Source organism: Streptomyces sp. NPDC003016, from assembly GCF_053591455.1.
Genome location: NZ_JBSFTV010000009.1, coordinates 97,517 through 117,651, shown reverse-complemented (window position 1 = coordinate 117,651; position 20,135 = coordinate 97,517). Strand labels below are relative to the sequence as shown.

Here is a 20,135-nt window from a genome sequence, read left to right as displayed (position 1 = left end):
CAGGTGAGCGGGCCCCTCGGGGGATGCTGCAAATGCCACGGACTACTGCGAATGCCGGGCCTGCCGCGGACTACTGGTTCTGGTTCTCACCGCGGTAGTACTCGAAGACCCAGCCGAAGAGGCCGATCAGGAGCAGCGGCAGCGAGAAGTACAGCAGCCACCAGCCGATGGCGACGGCCAGGAAGGCGAAGGCGCCACCGATGGCCAGCGAGAGCGGCTGCCAGCTGTGCGGGGCGAAGAACCCCACCTCACCGGCCTCGTCCGCCACGTCGGCCTCTTTGTTGTCCTGAGCCATGGCGTCGACACGCTTGGCCGTGAAGGCCAGGTAGTAGCCGATCATGATGCTCAGGCCGAAGGCCAGGAAGAGCGCCGTGGTTCCGGCGGGCTCCTTCGACCACAAGCCATAGACGATCGCCATGGCGAGGATGAAGACGCTCAGCCAGATGAACATCTTGCCCTGGATCTTCACTTGCCGACCTCCTTGCCGCCGAACAGCGCGGTGTCCTTCTGTCCGTGGTTCTCGAGCTGCTCGAGAGCGGCGATCTCAGGGTGGTGCAGGTCGAACGCCGGGGATTCGGAACGGATCCTCGGCAGCGTGAGGAAGTTGTGCCGCGGGGGCGGGCAGGACGTCGCCCACTCCAGCGAACGGCCGTAGCCCCAGGGGTCGTCGACCTCGACCTTCTTGCCGTACTTCGCGGTCTTCCAGACGTTGTAGAAGAACGGAAGCATGGACAGGCCCAGCAGGAACGAGGCGATCGTCGAGATCGTGTTCAGCAGGGTGAAGCCGTCGGCGGCGAGATAGTCCGCGTAACGGCGCGGCATGCCCTCGGCACCGAGCCAGTGCTGCACCAGGAACGTGCCGTGGAAGCCCACGAACAGCGTCCAGAAGGTGATCTTGCCCAGGCGCTCGTCCAGCATCTTGCCCGTGAACTTCGGCCACCAGAAGTGGAATCCGGAGAACATCGCGAAGACCACGGTGCCGAAGATGACGTAGTGGAAGTGCGCGACGACGAAGTACGAGTCGGAGACGTGGAAGTCCATCGGGGGCGAGGCCAGGATGACGCCGGTCAGACCACCGAAGGTGAAGGTGATCAGGAAGCCGACGGCCCAGAGCATCGGGGTCTCGAAGGACAGCGAGCCCTTCCACATGGTGCCGATCCAGTTGAAGAACTTCACACCGGTCGGTACCGCGATCAGGAAGGTCATGAACGAGAAGAACGGCAACAGCACGCCGCCCGTGACGTACATGTGGTGGGCCCACACCGTGACCGAGAGGCCGGCGATCGCGATCGTCGCGCCGATAAGACCGATGTAACCGAACATCGGCTTGCGGCTGAAGACCGGAATCACTTCGGAAATGATTCCGAAGAACGGCAGCGCGATGATGTAGACCTCTGGGTGACCGAAGAACCAGAAGAGGTGCTGCCACAGGAGCGACCCGCCATTCGCGGCGTCGAAGATGTGCGCACCGAATTTACGGTCCGCCTCCAGCGCGAAGAGCGCGGCGGCCAGCACCGGGAAAGCGAGCAGGACCAGGACACCGGTCAGCAGCACGTTCCAGGTGAAGATCGGCATACGGAACATCGTCATGCCGGGTGCGCGCATGCAGATGATCGTGGTGATGAAGTTGACCGAACCGAGGATCGTGCCGAAGCCGGAGAAGGCCAGGCCCATGATCCACATGTCGGCGCCGATGCCCGGCGAGCGGACCGCGTCCGACAGCGGGGCGTAGGCGAACCAGCCGAAGTCGGCGGCGCCCTGCGGGGTGAGGAAGCCGGCCACGGCGATGATCGAGCCGAAGAGGTACAGCCAGTACGCGAACATGTTCAGCCGCGGGAACGCCACGTCGGGCGCGCCGATCTGCAGCGGCATGATCCAGTTCGCGAATCCGGCGAACAGCGGCGTCGCGAACATCAGCAGCATGATCGTGCCGTGCATCGTGAACGCCTGGTTGAACTGCTCGTTCGACATGATCTGCGTGCCGGGACGGGCCAGTTCGGCGCGCATGAAGAGCGCCATGACTCCGCCGACGCAGAAGAACACGAACGACGTGATCAGGTAGAGCGAACCGATGGTCTTGTGGTCAGTGGTGGTCAGCCACTTCACCACCACGTTCCCCGGCTGCTTGCGCCGCACCGGCAGCTCGTTCTGGTAGGACGCCTCGTCGGCTGCTGCGCCACCGTGAGGTTCGTTGAGGATGGTCACAGTTTGCTCGCTCCCGCGTTCCTGGCCGTGTCGAGCTGCGCGATACCGGACGGGATGTAGCCGGTCTGCCCCTTCTCCGCCAGCTCCTTGAGGTGCTGCTGGTAGCGCTCCGGGGAGACCACCTTGACGTTGAAGAGCATCCGGGAGTGATCGACGCCGCACAGCTCGGCGCACTTGCCCATGAAGGTGCCCTCACGCGTGGGGGTCACCTCGAAGACGTTGGTGTAGCCGGGGATGACGTCCTGCTTCATCAGGAACGGCACCACCCAGAAGGAGTGGATGACGTCGCGGGAGGTCAGGACGAACCGGACCTTCTCCCCCTTGGGCAGCCACAGCGTCGGGCCCGGATTGCCGTTCTGGGGGTTCCGCTCGCCCGGCGTGCCGACCGCGTGGACACCTTCGGCCCCGGCGGGGAACTGCTTGGCGTAGCGGTCAGGGATGGAACCGAGCTCCTTGGGGGGCTTGGCTCCCGTCTTGGCGTCGCCGTCCACGTTCTCGACGTAGTTGAAGCCCCAGCTCCACTGGAAGCCGACCACGTTGATGGTGTGGGCCGGCTTGTCCTCGAGCGCGAGGAGCTTCGACTCGTCGCGCGCGGTGAAGTAGAAGAGGACCGAGACGATGATGAGCGGGACCACGGTGTACAGCGCCTCGATGGGCATGTTGTACCGGGTCTGCGGAGGTACTTCGACCTTGGTGCGGCTACGCCGGTGGAAGAAGACGCTCCACAGGATCAGTCCCCACACCAGGACGCCCGTGATGAGCGCTGCCGCCCACGAGCCCTGCCAGAGGGAGAGAATCCTGGGAGCCTCTTCGGTGACCGGGGTAGGCATCCCGAGGCGGGGGAAGTCCTCCCATGTGTACGAGCAACCAGAGGCGGTCGCCAGGACCACGCCCGCGGTCAGCACCTGGAGCAGCTTCCGCCGCATCGGGCGCCGCGACGAGCGGTCGGAGCCGTTGGGACTCACGTAGCGCCTTCCCGAGAGTCTCGCCCGCGCGGTGGGTCGCGGCCGTCTCGCTGGTCGGTCGCCGGCCCTGACGCGGGCAGGGGTTTGGATGTTTATGCGGACCAAACCCTACTGGACGCTATTTGGGGTCGCGCGGGGAGGGTGCCCAACGCGCCGTACCCCTCCCCGAAGGGATGGCTTCTCGGTGGAACCACGGCCTCCGCCCGTCTCCTGACGGCCATTTCCCTGGTGGCGGGGCACCGGCCCGCCAGAACGGCGATTAGCGTGGTTGCGTGCCCTACTTCGACACCGCGTCCTCCGCCCCCCTGCACCCCGTCGCCCGGCAGGCCCTGCTGGCCTCGCTCGACGAGGGGTGGGCCGATCCCGCCCGTCTCTACCGCGAGGGGCGGCGCGCCAGGCTGCTGCTGGACGCGGCCCGCGAGGCGGCGGCGGAGGCCGTGGGGTGCCGCCCGGACGAGCTCGTGTTCACCTCTTCCGGCACCCGCGCGGTGCACTCCGGGATCTCCGGCGCGCTCGCCGGGCGTCGGCGTGTCGGCCGCCACCTGGTCGTCTCCGCCGTCGAGCACTCCTCCGTGCTCCATTCGGCCGCCGAGCACGAGGGCCGGGGCGGCACGACGACGGAGGTCCCGGTGGACCGGGCGGGCCGGGTGGCCCCCGGGGCGTACGCGCGGGCGCTGCGCGAGGACACCGCGCTGGCGTGCCTGCAGTCCGCCAACCACGAGGTCGGCACCGAGCAGCCGGTGGCCGAAATCGCACAGGAGTGCCGGGCGGTGGGTGTGCCGCTGCTGGTGGACGCGGCGCAGTCGCTGGGGTGGGGTCCGGTGGAAGGGGACTGGTCGCTGCTGACCGCGAGCGCCCACAAGTGGGGCGGCCCCGCCGGGGTCGGGCTGCTGGCCGTACGCAAGGGGGTGCGGTTCGCGCCCCAAGGGCCCGCCGACGAGCGGGAGTCCGGGCGGGCGGCCGGTTTCGAGAATCTGCCGGCCGTCGTGGCGGCGGCCGCCTCGCTGCGGGCCGTACGGGCGGAGGCGGCCGGCGAGGCTGCGAGGCTGCGGACACTGGTGGAGCGGATCCGGGCCCGGGTGCCCGAGCTCGTACCGGACGTGGAGGTGGTCGGCGATCCGGTGCGGCGGCTGCCGCATCTGGTCACCTTCTCGTGCCTGTACGTCGACGGGGAGACGCTGCTGCACGAGCTGGACCGGGCAGGTTTCTCCGTATCGTCCGGTTCGTCCTGTACGAGCAGCACGCTCACGCCCAGCCATGTGCTGCGGGCGATGGGGGTGCTGACGGAAGGCAACGTCCGGGTCTCGCTCCCGCCGGGGACGCAGGCGCAGGACGTGGACCGCTTCCTGGAGGTGCTGCCGGGTGCGGTGGCGGGGGTACGGGAGCGGCTGGGGGCGCCGGTCGCACCGTCCGCCGCCGAACAGCCGGACGCGCCGTCGCTCGTCGTGGACTCGCTCGGCAAGCGGTGTCCGGTCCCGGTGATCGAGCTGGCCAAGGTGATCGGCGACGTGCCGGTCGGAGGGACGGTGACGGTGCTGTCGGACGACGAGGCGGCGCGGCTGGACATTCCGGCGTGGTGCGGGATGCGGGGACAGGAGTACGTGGGCGAGCGGGCGGCGGAGCGGGGCGTGGCGTACGTGGTGCGGCGGCTCGCCTGACGGTGCGGGAGGGGGCGGGCCCGCGGCACGCTCCGGCGCGGGCCCGCTCCTCGGACGTCGGAGGAGCGGGCGGGACCGGATCCTCCGGACCGGGTCCTCCGGTCCGTCCGGCGTCCGAGGGGCACGCCCGGGGGCGCCTCGGGGTCAGGACAGGTACACCCGGACCTCTTCCGCCGCCTCGTCGCCGTACGCCTTCGTGAAGCGGTCCATGAAGTTGGCGCGGCGCAGCGTGTACTCCTGGGTGCCGAGGGTCTCGATGACCAGGGTCGCCAGCATGCAGCCGACCTGGGCGGCGCGTTCGAGGCCGACGCCCCAGGCGAGGCCGGACAGGAATCCGGCGCGGAAGGCGTCGCCGACGCCGGTCGGGTCGACCTTGGCCACCTCCTCCGGGCAGCCGACGAGCACCGGCTCCTCGCCGACCCGCTCGACGCGGACGCCGCGGGAGCCGAGCGTGGTGACGCGGTGGCCGACCCTGCCGAGGATCTCGGCGTCGGTCCAGCCGGTCTTGGACTCGATGAGCCCCTTCTCGTACTCGTTGGAGAAGAGATACGTCGCGCCGTCGAGCAGCGTGCGGATGTCGTCGCCGGACATGCGGGCGATCTGCTGGGAGAAGTCCGCGGCGAACGGGATGGAGCGGGTCTTGCACTCCTCCGTGTGGCGGAGCATCGCCTCGGGGTCGTCCGCGCCGATCAGCACCAGGTCGAGGCCGCCGACGCGCTCGGCGACCGCCTGGAGCTCGATCTGGCGGGCCTCGCTCATCGCGCCCGTGTAGAAGGAGCCGATCTGGTTGTGGTCGGCGTCGGTGGTGCACACGAAGCGGGCCGTGTGCAGGACCTCGGAGATGCGCACCGAGCCGGTGTCCACGCCGTGCCGGTCGAGCCAGGCGCGGTACTCGTCGAAGTCCGAGCCGGCGGCGCCGACCAGGATCGGGTTGCCGCCGAGCTGGCCCATGCCGAAGCAGATGTTCGGGCCGACTCCGCCCCGGCGTACGTCGAGGTTGTCGACGAGGAAGGAGAGCGAGACCGTGTGCAGCTGGTCCGCGACCAACTGGTCGGCGAAGCGGCCGGGGAAGGTCATGAGGTGGTCGGTGGCGATGGAACCGGTGACTGCGATACGCACGGCGAGGACGCTCCTGCGGGCGAGGGGTGAGGACAGCTCACGCTACCCGGTCGTAGCCCTTTCGCACTAAGCGGCAAAACTACCCAATAGTAGGGCTTTTTTCCGTTGCCCGAGGTGCTTACGGTGCCCATGTCAGGGTCCGTGGACGTGCGGCCCCGAGAGCTACGGGAGTATCCCGCATGCACAAGCACAGCGTCATGGTGTCCGGCCGGGCCGAGCAGGACGGCGGCCTGGAGGAGCTGCGCGGAGACTGCGCGCGGATGGTCCCGCACTGGGCGGTGCCCGCGGCTCCCGTGCCGGCCCCCGTGCCGGCCTCCCTGATCCACGGGATCACCGTGCCGCCCGCCTCGGCGCGACTGGTGGGCGGGATGTCCGAGTACGGCGGCTGAGTCCTGCTCCTGCGGCATACGGGGGAACCGTGCGCCCTTGCGTTCCGTCCCACCGGTGTCCCCCGTAAACAGGGATACGACATACGGCACAGGACGGCCCAGCAGCCGAAGGAGCGATGCGGTGAGCACCGAGCGACCGGAAGAGGACGCGGACGGCGTCCACAGGCGGCGCTCCCCGCTGGTGGCCGCCTCAGTGGCCGCGGCGGTGCTGCTGGCCGGGGGCGGTGCGGCGTACTGGGCGTCGACCGCCTCGGGCGGCGGCACCGGGAGCGGCGTGGCGGCGGACGGCGGCACTCCGCCGCCGCTGAACCTCGACGGCCGTACGGGCGGCGGCGCTCCGGGCATCGCACCCGGCGAGCCCGATCCGAACGGCGGGGCGACCTACCGCGCGGCGGGGAAGCTGCCGGAGGGGCCCGGTTCCGCCCCGGTGTACCGGGCGTCGGGCACGGTCACCGAGGCCGAGGTGGCACGGCTGGCCGAGGCGCTCGGCGTACCGGGCAAACCGCGCGTGGAGGGTCCGGCCTGGAAGGCCGGCGTCACCAAGGACGGCTCGGGGCCGGTGCTCCAGGTCAACAGGCAGGCGCCGGGCACCTGGACCTTCGCGCAGTACGGCCGGGGCGGCAGCGACAACTGCACCAAGCGCGAGAAGTGTTCCGGCACCTCCTACGCGCCCGGTGGCCAGGGGTCGGCGGTGAGCGAGAAAGCCGCGAAGGAGGCGGCGGCGCCCGTGCTGAAGGCGGTGGGCCAGGGCGACGCCGAGCTGAACGCACGCCAGCTGATGGGCGCGGTGCGGGTGGTGAACGCCGACCCGAAGGTGGGCGGACTGCCGACGTACGGCTGGGCGACCGGAGTCCAGATCGGCCCCGACGGCCGCCCGGTGGGGGGCAGCGGGCAGTTGAAGAGCCTGACGAAGGGCGCCGAGTACCCGGTGATCAGCGCGGGTGAGGCGCTGGAGCAGCTGAACAGGGCCGGCGAGGGCGCCGGCAAGACCGGCATCGGCGGCTGTGCCACGCCCGTGCCCCACGGGGGCGGGGCCGAGGACCGCGCGGCCGGCGCCGGGGCCGCGGCGCCGTGCGAGACGGACGGCGGGCAGACGCCGGCCGCGCCGGAGCCCGTGACCGTGGGCAAGGCGGTCTTCGGGCTGTCGGCGCAGTACGTCGACGGGCGGCAGGCGCTCGTACCCTCGTGGCTCTTCGAGGTGAGGCCGGGAGGCGGCGCGCAGCCCTTCACCATCACCCACCCCGCGGTCGATCCGGACTACCTGGCCGAACCGTCCGCGCCGCCGTCGCCGCGTGAGAGCGCTCCGTCGGCTCCGCCGGAGCGCGGCGAGCCCTCGGCGCCGGCGCGGCACATCGAGTCGTACAGCGCCGACGGGCGCGAGCTGACCCTGCACTTCTGGGGCGGGGTGTGCAGCGACTACGGCGCGAAGGCCGAGGAGGAGGACGGAGTGGTGAAGGTGAGGATCACCGAGACCAACCCGGACCCGGGGCGGGCCTGCATCATGATCGCCAAGGAGCTGACGGAGACCGTGGCGCTCGACAAGCCGCTGGACGGCCGGAAGGTCGTGGACGCGCGGAGCGGTGAGACGGTGCCGCACGCTTAGGCCCGTACGCCACGGAGCACCGAGAAGCCACAGAGCACGGAGAAGGCGGCCGTCCCGGTCCGGGGGCGGCCGCCTTCTCCCACTTCTCTCACGCGCGGTTCGGATCGCGGTTCAGGTTTAGCTGAACGAGTCACCGCAGGCGCAGGAACCCGTGGCGTTCGGGTTGTCGATCGTGAAGCCCTGCTTCTCGATGGTGTCGACGAAGTCGATGGAGGCGCCGCCCAGGTACGGGGCGCTCATGCGGTCGGTGACGACCTTGACGCCGTCGAAGTCCTTGATGACGTCACCGTCGAGCGAGCGCTCGTCGAAGAAGAGCTGGTACCGCAGGCCGGAGCAGCCACCGGGCTGCACGGCGACGCGCAGCGCCAGGTCGTCCCGGCCTTCCTGGTCCAGCAGGGCCTTGACCTTGGCCGCGGCGGCGTCGGACAGGAGAATGCCGTCGCTCACGGTGGTCTTGTCGTCCTGAACGGACATCTACATCTCTCCCGGGTTGTACGGACTGCTTGCCGACGGTTGCAACCGGCGCGGCCGCGGATTCATTCCGGGCCTGAGCTCTTGCCTTCTCCATTCATGCTCGCACACCCCGTTCCGCAGGGACACGGGGCCGGAGCCGACGGCAATTCGTCACATCGACGACATCGGCATCGTCAAAGTGACATGAAGCGGTTATGATAGATAACGTCAAATCGACGAAAAGCGTGTTCGCAGACAAGAAAGGGTGCGTGTGGTGACCACCGCCCAGCCACTGGACGTCCAGCCGACGCCGCTCGCTCTCCTGCTGCTCGGCCGCGAGGCCGACGCCAGGAGCGAGCGCGGTGTGGACTGCCCCGGCGACCTGCCCTCGCCCTCCGACCCGGACCTGGTGGAGCGCGCCCGCGCCGCCAAGGAAAAGCTCGGGGACAAGGTCTTCGTCCTCGGCCACCACTACCAGCGTGACGAGGTCATCCAGTTCGCCGACGTCACCGGGGACTCCTTCAAGCTGGCCAAGGACGCGGCCGCCAGGCCGGAGGCCGAGTACATCGTCTTCTGCGGCGTGCACTTCATGGCCGAGTCCGCGGACATCCTGACCTCCGACGACCAGAAGGTCGTACTCCCCGACCTGGCGGCGGGCTGCTCGATGGCCGACATGGCCACCGCCGAGCAGGTCGCCGAGTGCTGGGACGTGCTGACCGAGGCCGGTGTGGCCGAGCAGGTCGTGCCCGTGTCGTACATGAACTCCTCCGCGGACATCAAGGCGTTCACCGGCAAGCACGGCGGGACGATCTGTACGTCGTCGAACGCCAAGCGGGCGCTGGACTGGGCCTTCGAGCAGGGCGAGAAGGTCCTCTTCCTGCCCGACCAGCACCTCGGGCGCAACACCGCGGTGCGGGACATGGGCATGTCGCTGGACGACTGCGTGCTCTACAACCCGCACAAGCCGAACGGCGGCCTGACGGTCGAGGAGCTGCGGAACGCGAAGATGATCCTGTGGCGCGGGCACTGCTCGGTGCACGGGCGCTTCTCGGTCGAGTCCGTCAACGACGTGCGCGCGCGCATCCCGGGCGTCAACGTCCTCGTGCACCCCGAGTGCAAGCACGAGGTCGTGGCGGCCGCCGACCACGTCGGCTCGACGGAGTACATCATCAAGATGCTGGAGGCGGCTCCGGCCGGCTCCAAGTGGGCCATCGGCACCGAGCTGAACCTGGTGCAGCGGCTCGCCAACCGGTTCGCCCCGGAGGGCAAGGAAGTCGTCTTCCTCGACAAGACGGTCTGCTTCTGCTCGACCATGAACCGCATCGACCTGCCGCACCTGGTGTGGGCGCTCGAGTCGCTGGCCGAGGGCAACCTCGTCAACCGCATCGAGGTCGAGCGTGAGACCGAGCAGTTCGCGAAGCTCGCGCTGGAGCGGATGCTGGCGCTGCCGTAGGTCCCTCCCGTACGGCTTCCCGTGCGTCTCGCACCGCGCCCCCTCACGCCTCGCGTCAGGGGGTGCGGTGGTTGCGCCCACCTGCCACCGTGGAAGCGAGGAAGGGTGAGGACTATGGAGTACATGATCCAGATGAACGTGTCCGCCGACGAGTGGGACGGCATGATGTCGTCGTTCTCCAAGGACGACATGCTGGCGATGTTCGCGCACATGGACGCGCTCAACCAGGAGATCGGCGCGGCGGGCGAACTGGTGGAGGCCCGTGGTCTCGGCGGGCCCGCGATGGTCAAGACGGTACGGGCGACGGACGACGGCCGGGCGAAGGTGACCGACGGACCCGCGGAGCCCGGGCGCATCCTGGCCGGCTACTGGGTGGTCGACGTCAAGAACGAGGAGCGGGCCCTGGAGATCGCCGCGCGGGCCTCGGCCTGTCCAGGCCCCGGCGGCAAGCCCGGGAGCGATCCGGTCGAGGTGCACGCCATCCCCCAGGGGCCGCCCGAGGTGCCGGAGCCCTGACCCCTGGGCGGACCTGGCCGGACCCGGAACGGGGTGAGCCCCGGTCCCCCGAGAAGGGGGCCGGGGCTCACCGCTGTGCTGGGCCGTACGCCGGTCAGGTCTTCGCCGGCTCCGGCTCCTGCGACTCGGTGCCGGAGCCGGGATCGGACGGAGCCGGGGTGTCCGCCTTCGCCGCGCGCCCGGCCGCCTTCTTCTCGGCCCGGCGCTCCTTGCGGAGCTCCACCATCGCGTACAGCGTCGGCACCAGGAGCAGCGTCAGCAGCGTCGACGTGATCAGACCGCCGATCACCACGATCGCCAGCGGCTTCGAGATGAAACCGCCCTCGCCGGTGATGCCCAGTGCCATCGGCAGCAGCGCGAAGATCGTCGCGAGTGCCGTCATCAGGATCGGGCGCAGGCGGTGACGCCCGCCCTCCAGGACCGCCTCGACGACGCCCAGGCCCTGGGCCCGGTACTGGTTGATCAGGTCGATCAGCACGATCGCGTTGGTGACCACGATGCCGATCAGCATCAGCATGCCGATCATCGCCGGGACGCCCATCGGCGTACCGGTGAGGAGCAGCAGGCCGAGGGCGCCGGTCGCCGCGAACGGGATGGACACCAGCAGGATCAGCGGCTGGACGAGCGAGCGGAACGTCGCCACCAGCAGCATGAAGACGATTGCGACGGCCGCCAGCATGGCCAGGCCGAGCTGGGCGAACGCCTCGTCCTGGTCGGAGGAGACGCCGCCGATCTCGACGCTCGCGCCCTCCGGCAGCTCCTTCTTCAGCTCGGTGATCTCCGTCTGGAGCGCGGCGGTCACCGCGCCCGTGTTGTCGGCGGTCGGCTTGGCCGTGATCGTCGCGGCGCGGGCGCCGTCGATCCGGGTCTGGGAGACCGGTCCCGCGACCAGCTTCACGTCGGCGATGTCACCGAGCTCCACCCGCCCGAGGTTCAGCTTCTTCAGCTCGTCCATCGTGGTGGCCGGCCTGGCCGACTTCACGACGACGTCGCGCTCGGTGTCGTCGAGGATCGCCTTGCCCGAGGTGGTGCCGCGCACCGCCTGGGTGACGGCGGCGCCGAGCGTGGCCTGGTTGAAGCCCGCGGCGGCCGCCTTGTCGTTGGCCTTGACGGAGATCCGGGGCACGCTCTGGGCCAGGTCGCTCTGGACGTCGGTGACGTCGTCGAGCTCGGCGACCGCGTTCCGTACCTGCTCGGACGCCTTCTTCAGGACGTCACCGTCACCGGCCTTCACCACGACGCTCAGGTCCTGGCTGCCGAAGCCGCCGCCCGCGCCGATCGTGGTCTCGCCGATGCCGTCGAGCTTGCCCAGCTCCTCGTCGATCCGGTCCTGGGTGGCCTCGAAGTCGGAGGCGTCCTCAAGGGTCAGCTGGTACGTCGCCTGGTTGGCGCCCGTGCCTCCGCCGAAGGCGGCCGCGAAGCCCGAGGAGCCGACCGTGACCTGGTAGTCCTTGATCGTGTCGATGGAGTCGAGCGCCTTCTCGACCTTCAGCGCGGCCCGGTCGGCGGCGGCCAGGCTGGTGCCCGGCTCCAGCTCCTGGGTGACGGACAGGGTGTCCTGCTCGCCCTGGTCGAGGAAGTTGGTCTTCAGCAGCGGCGCCATGGCGAACGTACCGAGAAGGACGACGATCGCGATGGCCAGGCTGGAGAGGCGGCGGCGGGTCGCGAAGCGCAGGACCGGGACGTACGCCCGCTGGAGACGGCTGCGCTCCTCCTTCTCCTCCGCCCTGCGGCGCAGCTCCGCCGGGTCGACGCCCTCGGAGCCCTTCGGGGGACGCAGGAACCAGTACGAGAAGACCGGCACCACGGTGAGGGACACCAACAGCGAGGCGAGCAGGGCCGCCGTGACGGTCAGGGAGAACGAGCCGAACAGCTGGCCCACCATGCCGCCGACCAGGCCGATCGGCAGGAAGACGGCGACGGTGGTCAGCGTGGAGGCGGTGACCGCGCCGGCCACCTCCTTGACCGCGGTGGTGATCGCCGAGTGGCGCTCCTCGCCGTACGCCAGGTGACGCTTGATGTTCTCCAGGACCACGATCGAGTCGTCGACGACGCGGCCGATCGCGATGGTCAGCGCGCCGAGCGTGAGGACGTTGAGCGACAGGTCGCGGGTCCACAGCACGATCAGCGCGAGGACGACCGACAGCGGGATGGAGATGGCCGTGACGAGCGTCGAGCGGACCGACGCCAGGAAGACCAGGATGACGATCACGGCGAAGACCAGGCCGAGGGCGCCCTCGGTGGTCAGACCGGAGATCGACTTGGAGACGGCCGGGCCCTGGTCGAAGACGACCGCGATCTCGCTGTCCGCGCCGATGCTCGCGCGCAGGTCGGGCAGGAGGTCCGTGACCGCGTCGGAGATGGCGACGGCGCTGCCGTCCTGGTCCATGGTGATGGCCAGGGACAGGCTGGGCTTGCCGTTGGTACGGGTGATGGAGACCGCGGTGGCGGGCTGCTCCTCGACGGTGGCGACGTCACCGAGGCGTACCGGTTTCGGCGGCTTGCCGCCCTGGCCGGCGGGCGCGCCGGTGGCGGCGGCGGTGACGCGCAGGTCCTCGATCTGCTTCAGCGACGTGTAACCGCCGCCGACCTGGACCGTACGGCTCTTGCCGTCCTCGGCGAAGGAACCGCCCGGGACGGTGGCGCCGCCCGCCTGGAGGGCCTGGCTGAGCGCGGAGACGTCGAGGCCGGCCGCCGCGAGCTTCTTGTCGTCGGGGGTGACGGCGACCTGGAGGTCCCGTGCGCCGTCGACGGCGACCTGGCTCACGCCGTCGATGTCCTCCAGGCGGGGGACGACGGTGTTCTCCAGCCGGTCGGCGAGCGCCTGCTGGTCCTGGGCCGAGGTGACGGCGAGCAGGACGGTCGGTATGTCGTCCGTCGAACCGGCCACGACCTGCGGGTCGACGTCGGCGGGCAGCTGGGCGCGGGAGCGGTTCACGGCCTGCTGAACGTCGGCGACGAGCTGCTTGGTGTCGTTGCCGTAGTCGAACTGGGCCATGATCACGGCGTTGCCCTCACTCGCCGTGGAGGTGACGCCGGTGATGCCGTCGACTGCCTTGATGGTGTTCTCGAGCGGTTCGACGACCTGCTTCTCGACCACGTCGGGGGACGCACCCTGGTAGGGCGCCAGCACGGAGACCATCGGAAACTCGATGGTGGGCAGCAGTTGCTGCTTGAGCTGCGGTATCGCGATGGCGCCGAAGACGATCGCGATGATCGACATCAGACCGATCAGCGCCCGCTGAGCGAGGCTGAATCTGGACAGCCAGGACATGGGTGGGTCTCTCTTCTGTGGCGTGCGAGGCAGGCGGACACGGTGGTCCGCTTATACGATCAGCCATGCGAAGAGGGTGATCCCTCGCTCCCAAGTGCCTTTCTTGTGCCGCGCATACCGCAGCTGGAGTACGCGCCGCTACACCTTCACTCCACCCTCGGCCGCACGAGACCCGATTCGTACGCGATTACCACCAATTGGGCTCGATCGCGGGCGCCGAGCTTCGCCATCGCCCTGTTCACATGGGTCTTGACCGTGAGCGGGCTGACGACCAGCCGCTCGGCGATCTCGTCGTTGGAGTGGCCGCCCGCGACCTGGACGAGGACCTCGCGCTCGCGCACGGTCAGCGCCGAGAGCCGCTCGGCACGGGCCGCGGCGGCCTCGTCGTCCTCCGATGTGCCGCCCTGGGCGAGGAACTTGGCGATCAGTCCCTTCGTGGCGACGGGCGAGAGCAGGGCCTCACCGGCCGCAGCGATACGGATGGCACTGAGCAGTTCGTCCGGCTCCGCCCCCTTGCCGAGGAAGCCGGAGGCACCGGCGCGCAGGGACTGCACGACGTATTCGTCGACCTCGAAGGTCGTCAGCATGACGACGCGCACCGCGGACAGCTCCGGGTCCTCGCTGATCATGCGGGTGGCGGCGAGGCCGTCCGTACCGGGCATGCGGATGTCCATCAGGACGACGTCGGCGCGCAGGGCGCGGGCGAGTTCGACGGCCCGGGCGCCGTCCACGGCCTCTCCGACGACCTCCATGTCGGGCTCGGAGTCCACCAGGACCCGGAAGGCGCTGCGCAGGAGCGCCTGGTCGTCGGCGAGCAGGACGCGGATGGTCGTGGCCGTCGTCATGTGTCTTCCCCCGTACCGGTACGCGCCGTGAACGGCAGGATCGCATGGACGCGGAACCCGCCGCCGTAGCGGGGACCCGCGGTCAGGGTCCCGCCGAGGGCGGTGACCCGCTCGCGCATCCCGGTGAGGCCGTGGCCGCCGCCGGCTTCGGGGCCCTCCGCCCCGGCGGTCTCCCCTGCTGTCCCCCCGGCCGTCCCCGCACCGTTGTCGATCACCGTGACTTCGGCGGACGAACCGACGCGGACCACGCTCACCTCGGCCTTGGCCTGCGGGCCCGCGTGCTTCTGGACGTTGGTCAGGGACTCCTGGATGATCCGGTACGCCGCGAGGTCGACGGCGGCGGGGAGGGGTGCGGCCACTCCGCTGTCCGGCCTGGCCACCTCCACCGGGAGGCCCGCGTGGCGGAAGGTGTCCAGGAGCTGGTCGAGCACGGCGAGACCGGGGGCGGGCTCGGTCGGGGCCTCGGGGTCGCCGGACTGGCGGAGCAGGCCGACGGTGGCGCGCAGCTCGTTCAGTGCGGAACGGCTGGCCTCCCGTACGTGCGCGAGGGCTTCCTTGGCCTGGTCGGGGCGCTTGTCCATGACGTGGGCCGCGACGCCCGCCTGGACGTTGACGAGAGCGATGTGGTGGGCGACGACGTCGTGCAGGTCGCGGGCGATGCGCAGGCGCTCCTCCGCGACCCGGCGGCGGGCCTCCTCCTCCCGGGTGCGCTCGGCGCGTTCGGCACGTTCACGGATGGCGTCGACGAAGGCGCGGCGGCTGCGCACGGCGTCTCCGGCGGTCGCCCCGATGCCGGTCCAGGCGAAGATCCCCAGGTTCTCCTGGGAGTACCAGGGGCCGGAGCCGAAGCACATCGCGGCGGCCGTCAGACCGGTCATCGTCAGCAGGCCCACGCGCCAGGTGGTGGGGCGGTCCGTGCGGGACGCGACGGTGTAGAGCGCGATGACAGCGCTCATCGCGACGGGCGCCGGCGGGTCGCCCGCGACGAGCTCGACGAGTGTGACCACACCCGTGAAGGCGAGTACGCCCATGGGCCTGCGGCGCCGCAGGACGAGGGCGGCGGAGCCGAGCACCATCAGGACGACGCTGCGGGCTCCGGGGACCCGGGTGCCGAAGGTCGGTCCGTTGGGGCTGCCGTGCGGGTCGGCGAAGGACCCGGCCACGATCACCACCAGCACGGCGAGCGCCAGGGCGGCGTCGAGGGCGAGGGGGTGTGCGCGGAGCCAGCACCGGGACCGGGCGCAGCCCGTACCGAGGGCAGTCATGGCGCAACGGTACGGGGTGGGGGCGGGCGGGGGCAGCGGTGCGGGGACGGGTGCCGGGGCAGGTGCGGGCCGCTGCGCGGAGTCGTTCCCCCGCCCGCCCCTTCCCGAAGCTGGAGGCAGGCCCCCGGGCCCCCCTCTGTCCTCCATCGCCGGACGGGCTTGAGGGGGCTTGGGCGGACTTGAGTGGCCGGGGGGCGGGCCGGAGATGGCCGGAGCGGGCCCGAGGGGGTCAGCCGGGGATCAGGCCGTCGTCGGTCAGCATCTCGCGGACCTCGTCCAGCGTCGCGTCCTGCGACGGGAGGATCAGTTCCGAAGGTTCCAGGGACTCGTCCGGCAACGGCTCCCCGAGGCGGCGTACCGCTTCGAGGAGCGCGCCGAGCGTGCGCCGGAAGCCGGACTCGTCCCCGCTCTCCATTTCGGCGAGCAGCTCGTCGTCCAGCTTGTTCAGCTCGGTGAGGTGGCTGTCGGCCAGCTTCACCTGGCCCTCCCCCATGATCCGTACGATCACGACGTTCTCCCTTGGTGGAGTGAGGACGGCCTACTGCTTGTCGAAGTTGTGCCGGGGCTGCGACTGCTGCGTCCCGTCCTGCGCGCCGCCTTCGAGCGCCTGCTGCTGCGCCGTCGGACCGCCCGCCAGCTCGGCCTTCATGCGCTGCAGTTCCAGCTCCACATCCGTACCACCGGAGATACGGTCCAGCTCGGCGGCGATGTCGTCCTTCGCCATCCCGGACGGGTCGTCCAGGGCGCCGGAGGCCAGCAGCTCGTCGATCGCGCCGGCCCGTGCCTGGAGCTGCGCGGTCTTGTCCTCGGCCCGCTGGATCGCCAGGCCGACGTCGCCCATCTCCTCGGAGATGCCGGAGAACGCCTCGCCGATCCGGGTCTGCGCCTGCGCGGCGGTGTAGGTGGCCTTGATGGTCTCCTTCTTCGTGCGGAAGGCGTCGACCTTGGCCTGGAGGCGCTGCGCGGCGAGCGTCAGCTTCTCCTCCTCGCCCTGGAGCGTCCGGTGCTGCGTCTCCAGGTCGGTGACCTGCTGCTGCAGCGCGGCGCGGCGGGACAGCGCCTCGCGGGCGAGGTCCTCCCGGCCGAGCGCGAGCGCCTTGCGGCCCTGGTCCTCCAGCTTGGAGGACTGGCCCTGCAACTGGTTCAGCTGCAGTTCGAGGCGCTTGCGCGACGTCGCCACGTCGGCGACACCGCGGCGTACCTTCTGGAGCAGCTCCAGCTGTTTCTGGTACGAGTAATCGAGGGTCTCGCGCGGATCCTCGGCCCGGTCGAGGGCCTTGTTTGCCTTCGCGCGGAAGATCATCCCCATACGCTTCATGACACCGCTCATGGGCTTCGCGCGCCCCCTTCTGACGGACTACGGACTCCGGCTCCAGCACTTGAACCCACACTACGGGCCCTGCATCCATTACCGCACTGTTCGCGGGCCGATGCGCTCCTCCTCCAGGACGACTACGGTTCGCCGGGCTCCAGCTCAGGGAGTAGGTGACGGCCGGGGAAACCGACCGTTGCGGGATCGTTCCCCTCGAGGCTGTGGTCCATGCCCGGCACCCCGTACCCTTGGGCTTTGTGTTCCGTAGCCGTTCCTCCAAGGAAGAGAAGGCCCCCACCGACAAGGTGCAGGTGGACCTCTCCAAAGCGTCCCGTGACCCGCAGGCCCCGAAGGGCCGCCCCACTCCGAAGCGCGCTGTCGCACAGTCGCAGCGCCGCAGCGTGGCGGCGACCCCGGCGAACCGCAAGGAGGCGATGAAGCGTCAGCGCGAAGCCCGCCGTGCGGACCTGGCAAGGCAGCGGGAGGCACTGGCGAGCGGCGACGAGCGCTACCTGCCGGCCCGCGACAAGGGCCCCGTCCGCCGTTTCGTGCGCGACTTCGTCGACTCCCGCTTCTGTGTGGCCGAGTTCTTCCTGCCGCTCGCGGTGGTGATCCTCGTCCTCAGCATGATCCGCACCAGCAACATCCAGAACATCGCGCTGCTGCTGTGGCTCGGCGTGATCGTGATGATCGTCATCGACTCCATCGGTCTGGTCATCCGGCTCAAGAAGCAGCTCAACGAGCGCTTCCCGAACGAGCCGAAGCGCGGCGCCGTGGCCTACGGCCTGATGCGTACGCTCCAGATGCGCCGCCTGCGTCTGCCCAAGCCCCAGGTCAAGCGCGGGGAACGGCCCTGAGCGCGGACGCCCCTGACATCACGGGCACGCCCCGGCCCGAAGGCGCGGCGGCCGGCTCGCCGAAGGGCGTCGGCACCTTGCGCGACACCGTCAGCCAGGAACTGGTCGCCCGCCGGCTCGACGAGCAGATATCGGCCCGCTTCCCCGTGGGCCGGCGGCTCGCCGTGCTCGACGTCGGCATGGGCCGGGGCGCGCAGGCCCTGCGCCTGGCCCGGGCCGGCCACAAGGTGACCGGTCTGGAGTCCGACCGGGACATGCTGGCGGCGGCGCGCGAGGCGCTCGCCGGTGAGCCCGAGGGCATCCGCGAGCGGGTACGCATGATCGAGGGCGACGGCACCGAGACCGGGGTGCACTTCCTGCCCGGCAGCTTCGACGTGGTGCTGTGCCACGGCGTGCTGATGCACGTCCAGGAGCCCGACGCCATGATCGCGGGCCTGGCGAGGATGCTGGCTCCCGGCGGACTGCTGTCGCTGCTCGTACGGAACGCCGACGCGCTCGCGATGCGGCCCGGCCTCGCCGGGGACTGGGCGGGGGCGCTCGCCGCGTTCGACTCGGACACGTACACCAACCGGCTCGGCCTGCCGGTCCGCGCCGACCGGCTCGGCGCGCTGAAGGCGACCCTCGCCGGGATCGCCGCCCCGCTGCACGCCTGGTACGGCGTGCGGATCTTCACCGACCACGTCGAGGACGACGAGGCGGAGCTCTCCGCGGAGGAGCTGGAGCGGGTGCTGGCCCTGGAGGACCGGGCCGGGCGCACCGATCCCTACCGGCAGGTCGCGGCGCTGCTGCACCTGTGCGGCGTACGCGGCTGAGAAACGCCGCGGCCACACCCCCCTGCGGACGGAGTCCGCCGCAGCGCCCCGGCGCCGAACGGTGCAAGGGACGCGTCAAGAAACAGTCCGGGCCGGGCGCACCGATCCCTACCGGCAGGTCGCGGCGCTGCTGCACCTGTGCGGCGTACGCGGCTGAAAAGCGCCGTGGCCCTCTGATGGCCCCGCTCCACGGGCCTGGAATTTCCATAAAAGGGACACTCCAGGCATGGATGGATCACGTAATCCCAGCCGTACGCGCCGCCGGCTCCCGCTGCCCCTGACCGCCGGAGCCTGTGCGGTCGCGCTGCTGGGCCTGAGCGGCTGTTCCGACCCGGACGCGGCGTCCGCGCCGGCCTCCACCGCGGACGCGGGCGCGCCGGTGGCGCCCGGGGCGCGGGAGGATCTGCAGAGCGACTACCAAGAGGTGATCAGGGAGGTACTGCCCTCGGTCGTCCAGATCGACGCGTCCGACAGCCTGGGGTCGGGCGTCGTCTACGACGACAAGGGGCACGTGGTCACCAATGCCCACGTGGTCGGCCGGGAGAAGAGCTTCAAGGTCACGGCGGCCACCGGCGGCACCCCGCTCGGCGCGAGGCTGGTCGCCGCCTACCCCGAGCAGGACCTCGCCGTCATCAAGCTCGACCGTCTTCCCGACGGGCTGAGGGCCGCGAGGTTCGCGGACTCCTCCGGGGTCGAGGCCGGGCAGATCGTGCTGGCGATGGGCAGTCCGCTGGGGCTTTCCAGCAGCGTCACGCAGGGCATCGTCTCCGCGGTCGGCAGGACCGTGAGCGAGGGGCGTTCGGGCGGCGGTACGGGCGCGACCATCGCGAACATGGTGCAGACCTCGGCCGCGATCAATCCGGGCAACAGCGGGGGCGCGCTGGTCGACCTCGACAGCGCGGTCATCGGCATCCCGACGCTCGCGGCGACCGACCCCGAACTGGGCGGCGGCGCGGCGCCGGGGATCGGGTTCGCGATCCCGTCCTCGATGGTGAAGACGGTCGCCGACCAGATCATCAGGGACGGCAGAGTCACCGACTCGGGGCGGGCGGCCCTGGACATCACGGCCCGTACGGTCGTGAACAGCGCCTTCGAACCGGCCGGCATCGCCGTCGTCTCGACCGAGCCGGACGGCGCGGCGGCGCAGGCGGGCCTGAAGGCCGGGGACGTCATCACCGCGGTCGACTCCACCACGATCGCCACGGTCACCTCGCTGGCGGAGGCGCTGGCCCCGCACAAGCCGGGCGACCGGGTGCGGGTGAGTTATCTGCGCGGCGGCGAGAAGCGCACGGCGGACGTCACCCTCGGCGAGATCTAGGGCGCGTCCGGCGTGCCTCGGCGCCCGGCCGCCGGGCACCGGCCGCCGGGCGGGCTCGGTGCGAGCCCGCCCGGCGGCCGGTGACACGTGG

Annotated in this window: 18 protein-coding genes; 8 read left to right on the top strand and 10 right to left on the bottom strand. The window is 70.6% G+C overall.

Annotation, left to right across the window (positions count from 1 at the left end; genetic code table 11):
• Positions 1-70: 70 nt before the first annotated feature.
• The 3 genes from ACWDZ4_RS10215 to ctaC are packed head-to-tail and all read right to left on the bottom strand — an operon-like array spanning position 71 to position 3,170.
• On the bottom strand, positions 71-469 hold the full coding sequence (locus tag ACWDZ4_RS10215; RefSeq protein WP_451507958.1) for a cytochrome c oxidase subunit 4: 399 nt from the start codon (positions 467-469) through the stop codon (positions 71-73).
• The gene (gene ctaD / locus ACWDZ4_RS10210) at positions 466-2,205 is read right to left on the bottom strand and encodes an aa3-type cytochrome oxidase subunit I (RefSeq protein ID WP_451507957.1); all 1,740 of its coding nucleotides are present in this window, start codon (positions 2,203-2,205) and stop codon (positions 466-468) included. Before ctaD ends, ACWDZ4_RS10215 begins: the two co-directional genes overlap by 4 nt.
• Positions 2,202-3,170: an aa3-type cytochrome oxidase subunit II gene (gene ctaC / locus ACWDZ4_RS10205; protein WP_451507956.1), complete on the bottom strand. Its 969-nt coding sequence runs from the start codon at positions 3,168-3,170 to the stop codon at positions 2,202-2,204. Before ctaC ends, ctaD begins: the two co-directional genes overlap by 4 nt.
• A gap of 272 nt (positions 3,171-3,442) precedes the next feature.
• Between ctaC and ACWDZ4_RS10200 the strand changes: the two genes are divergently transcribed.
• Entirely contained in the window at positions 3,443-4,828 is a 1,386-nt protein-coding gene (locus ACWDZ4_RS10200; protein WP_451507955.1) for an aminotransferase class V-fold PLP-dependent enzyme, read from the top strand.
• A 144-nt stretch (positions 4,829-4,972) separates the two neighbouring features.
• Here ACWDZ4_RS10200 and ACWDZ4_RS10195 read toward each other — a convergent pair whose 3' ends face one another.
• Positions 4,973-5,947 (bottom strand): carbohydrate kinase family protein, encoded by a 975-nt coding sequence (locus tag ACWDZ4_RS10195; protein ID WP_451507954.1) that lies wholly within the window; start codon positions 5,945-5,947, stop codon positions 4,973-4,975.
• A 179-nt stretch (positions 5,948-6,126) separates the two neighbouring features.
• Here ACWDZ4_RS10195 and ACWDZ4_RS10190 point away from each other — a divergent pair, with 179 nt between their 5' ends.
• Positions 6,127-6,336 (top strand): hypothetical protein, encoded by a 210-nt coding sequence (locus tag ACWDZ4_RS10190; RefSeq protein WP_451507953.1) that lies wholly within the window; start codon positions 6,127-6,129, stop codon positions 6,334-6,336.
• Between the two features lie 121 nt (positions 6,337-6,457).
• Positions 6,458-7,939: a hypothetical protein gene (locus tag ACWDZ4_RS10185; protein WP_451507952.1), complete on the top strand. Its 1,482-nt coding sequence runs from the start codon at positions 6,458-6,460 to the stop codon at positions 7,937-7,939.
• A 117-nt stretch (positions 7,940-8,056) separates the two neighbouring features.
• On the opposite strand, the gene ACWDZ4_RS10180 is transcribed toward ACWDZ4_RS10185, so the two are convergent.
• Positions 8,057-8,413: an iron-sulfur cluster assembly accessory protein gene (locus tag ACWDZ4_RS10180; RefSeq protein WP_344498376.1), complete on the bottom strand. Its 357-nt coding sequence runs from the start codon at positions 8,411-8,413 to the stop codon at positions 8,057-8,059.
• A gap of 244 nt (positions 8,414-8,657) precedes the next feature.
• On the opposite strand from ACWDZ4_RS10180, the gene nadA reads away from it, so the two are divergent.
• Positions 8,658-9,845, top strand: coding sequence for a quinolinate synthase NadA (gene nadA, locus ACWDZ4_RS10175; protein ID WP_451507951.1), 1,188 nt, complete (start codon positions 8,658-8,660; stop codon positions 9,843-9,845).
• 114 nt (positions 9,846-9,959) lie between these two features.
• Positions 9,960-10,361 (top strand): YciI family protein, encoded by a 402-nt coding sequence (locus ACWDZ4_RS10170; protein ID WP_451507950.1) that lies wholly within the window; start codon positions 9,960-9,962, stop codon positions 10,359-10,361.
• A gap of 94 nt (positions 10,362-10,455) precedes the next feature.
• Here ACWDZ4_RS10170 and ACWDZ4_RS10165 read toward each other — a convergent pair whose 3' ends face one another.
• The 5 genes from ACWDZ4_RS10165 to ACWDZ4_RS10145 all read right to left on the bottom strand — a co-directional run bounded on the left by ACWDZ4_RS10165 (position 10,456) and on the right by ACWDZ4_RS10145 (position 17,063).
• Positions 10,456-13,635: an efflux RND transporter permease subunit gene (locus ACWDZ4_RS10165; protein ID WP_451507949.1), complete on the bottom strand. Its 3,180-nt coding sequence runs from the start codon at positions 13,633-13,635 to the stop codon at positions 10,456-10,458.
• A 146-nt stretch (positions 13,636-13,781) separates the two neighbouring features.
• The gene (locus ACWDZ4_RS10160; protein WP_451507948.1) at positions 13,782-14,480 is read right to left on the bottom strand and encodes a response regulator; all 699 of its coding nucleotides are present in this window, start codon (positions 14,478-14,480) and stop codon (positions 13,782-13,784) included.
• Positions 14,477-15,745, bottom strand: a complete 1,269-nt coding sequence (locus ACWDZ4_RS10155) for a sensor histidine kinase (protein WP_451507947.1) — start codon at positions 15,743-15,745, stop codon at positions 14,477-14,479. The genes ACWDZ4_RS10160 and ACWDZ4_RS10155 overlap by 4 nt, the downstream gene beginning before the upstream one ends.
• A gap of 229 nt (positions 15,746-15,974) precedes the next feature.
• Positions 15,975-16,253: a PspA-associated protein PspAA gene (gene pspAA / locus ACWDZ4_RS10150; RefSeq protein ID WP_451507946.1), complete on the bottom strand. Its 279-nt coding sequence runs from the start codon at positions 16,251-16,253 to the stop codon at positions 15,975-15,977.
• A gap of 30 nt (positions 16,254-16,283) precedes the next feature.
• Positions 16,284-17,063, bottom strand: a complete 780-nt coding sequence (locus tag ACWDZ4_RS10145; protein ID WP_093801203.1) for a PspA/IM30 family protein — start codon at positions 17,061-17,063, stop codon at positions 16,284-16,286.
• A 251-nt stretch (positions 17,064-17,314) separates the two neighbouring features.
• Between ACWDZ4_RS10145 and ACWDZ4_RS10140 the strand changes: the two genes are divergently transcribed.
• From ACWDZ4_RS10140 to ACWDZ4_RS10130, 3 genes are all read left to right on the top strand, one after another.
• Positions 17,315-17,914 (top strand): DUF3043 domain-containing protein, encoded by a 600-nt coding sequence (locus ACWDZ4_RS10140; protein WP_451507945.1) that lies wholly within the window; start codon positions 17,315-17,317, stop codon positions 17,912-17,914.
• A gap of 77 nt (positions 17,915-17,991) precedes the next feature.
• Positions 17,992-18,726 carry a class I SAM-dependent methyltransferase gene (locus ACWDZ4_RS10135; RefSeq protein ID WP_451507944.1) on the top strand — a complete coding sequence of 245 codons (735 nt, stop codon included), beginning with the start codon at positions 17,992-17,994 and terminating at the stop codon, positions 18,724-18,726.
• Between the two features lie 226 nt (positions 18,727-18,952).
• Entirely contained in the window at positions 18,953-20,044 is a 1,092-nt protein-coding gene (locus ACWDZ4_RS10130; protein WP_451507943.1) for a S1C family serine protease, read from the top strand.
• Positions 20,045-20,135 lie beyond the last annotated feature (91 nt).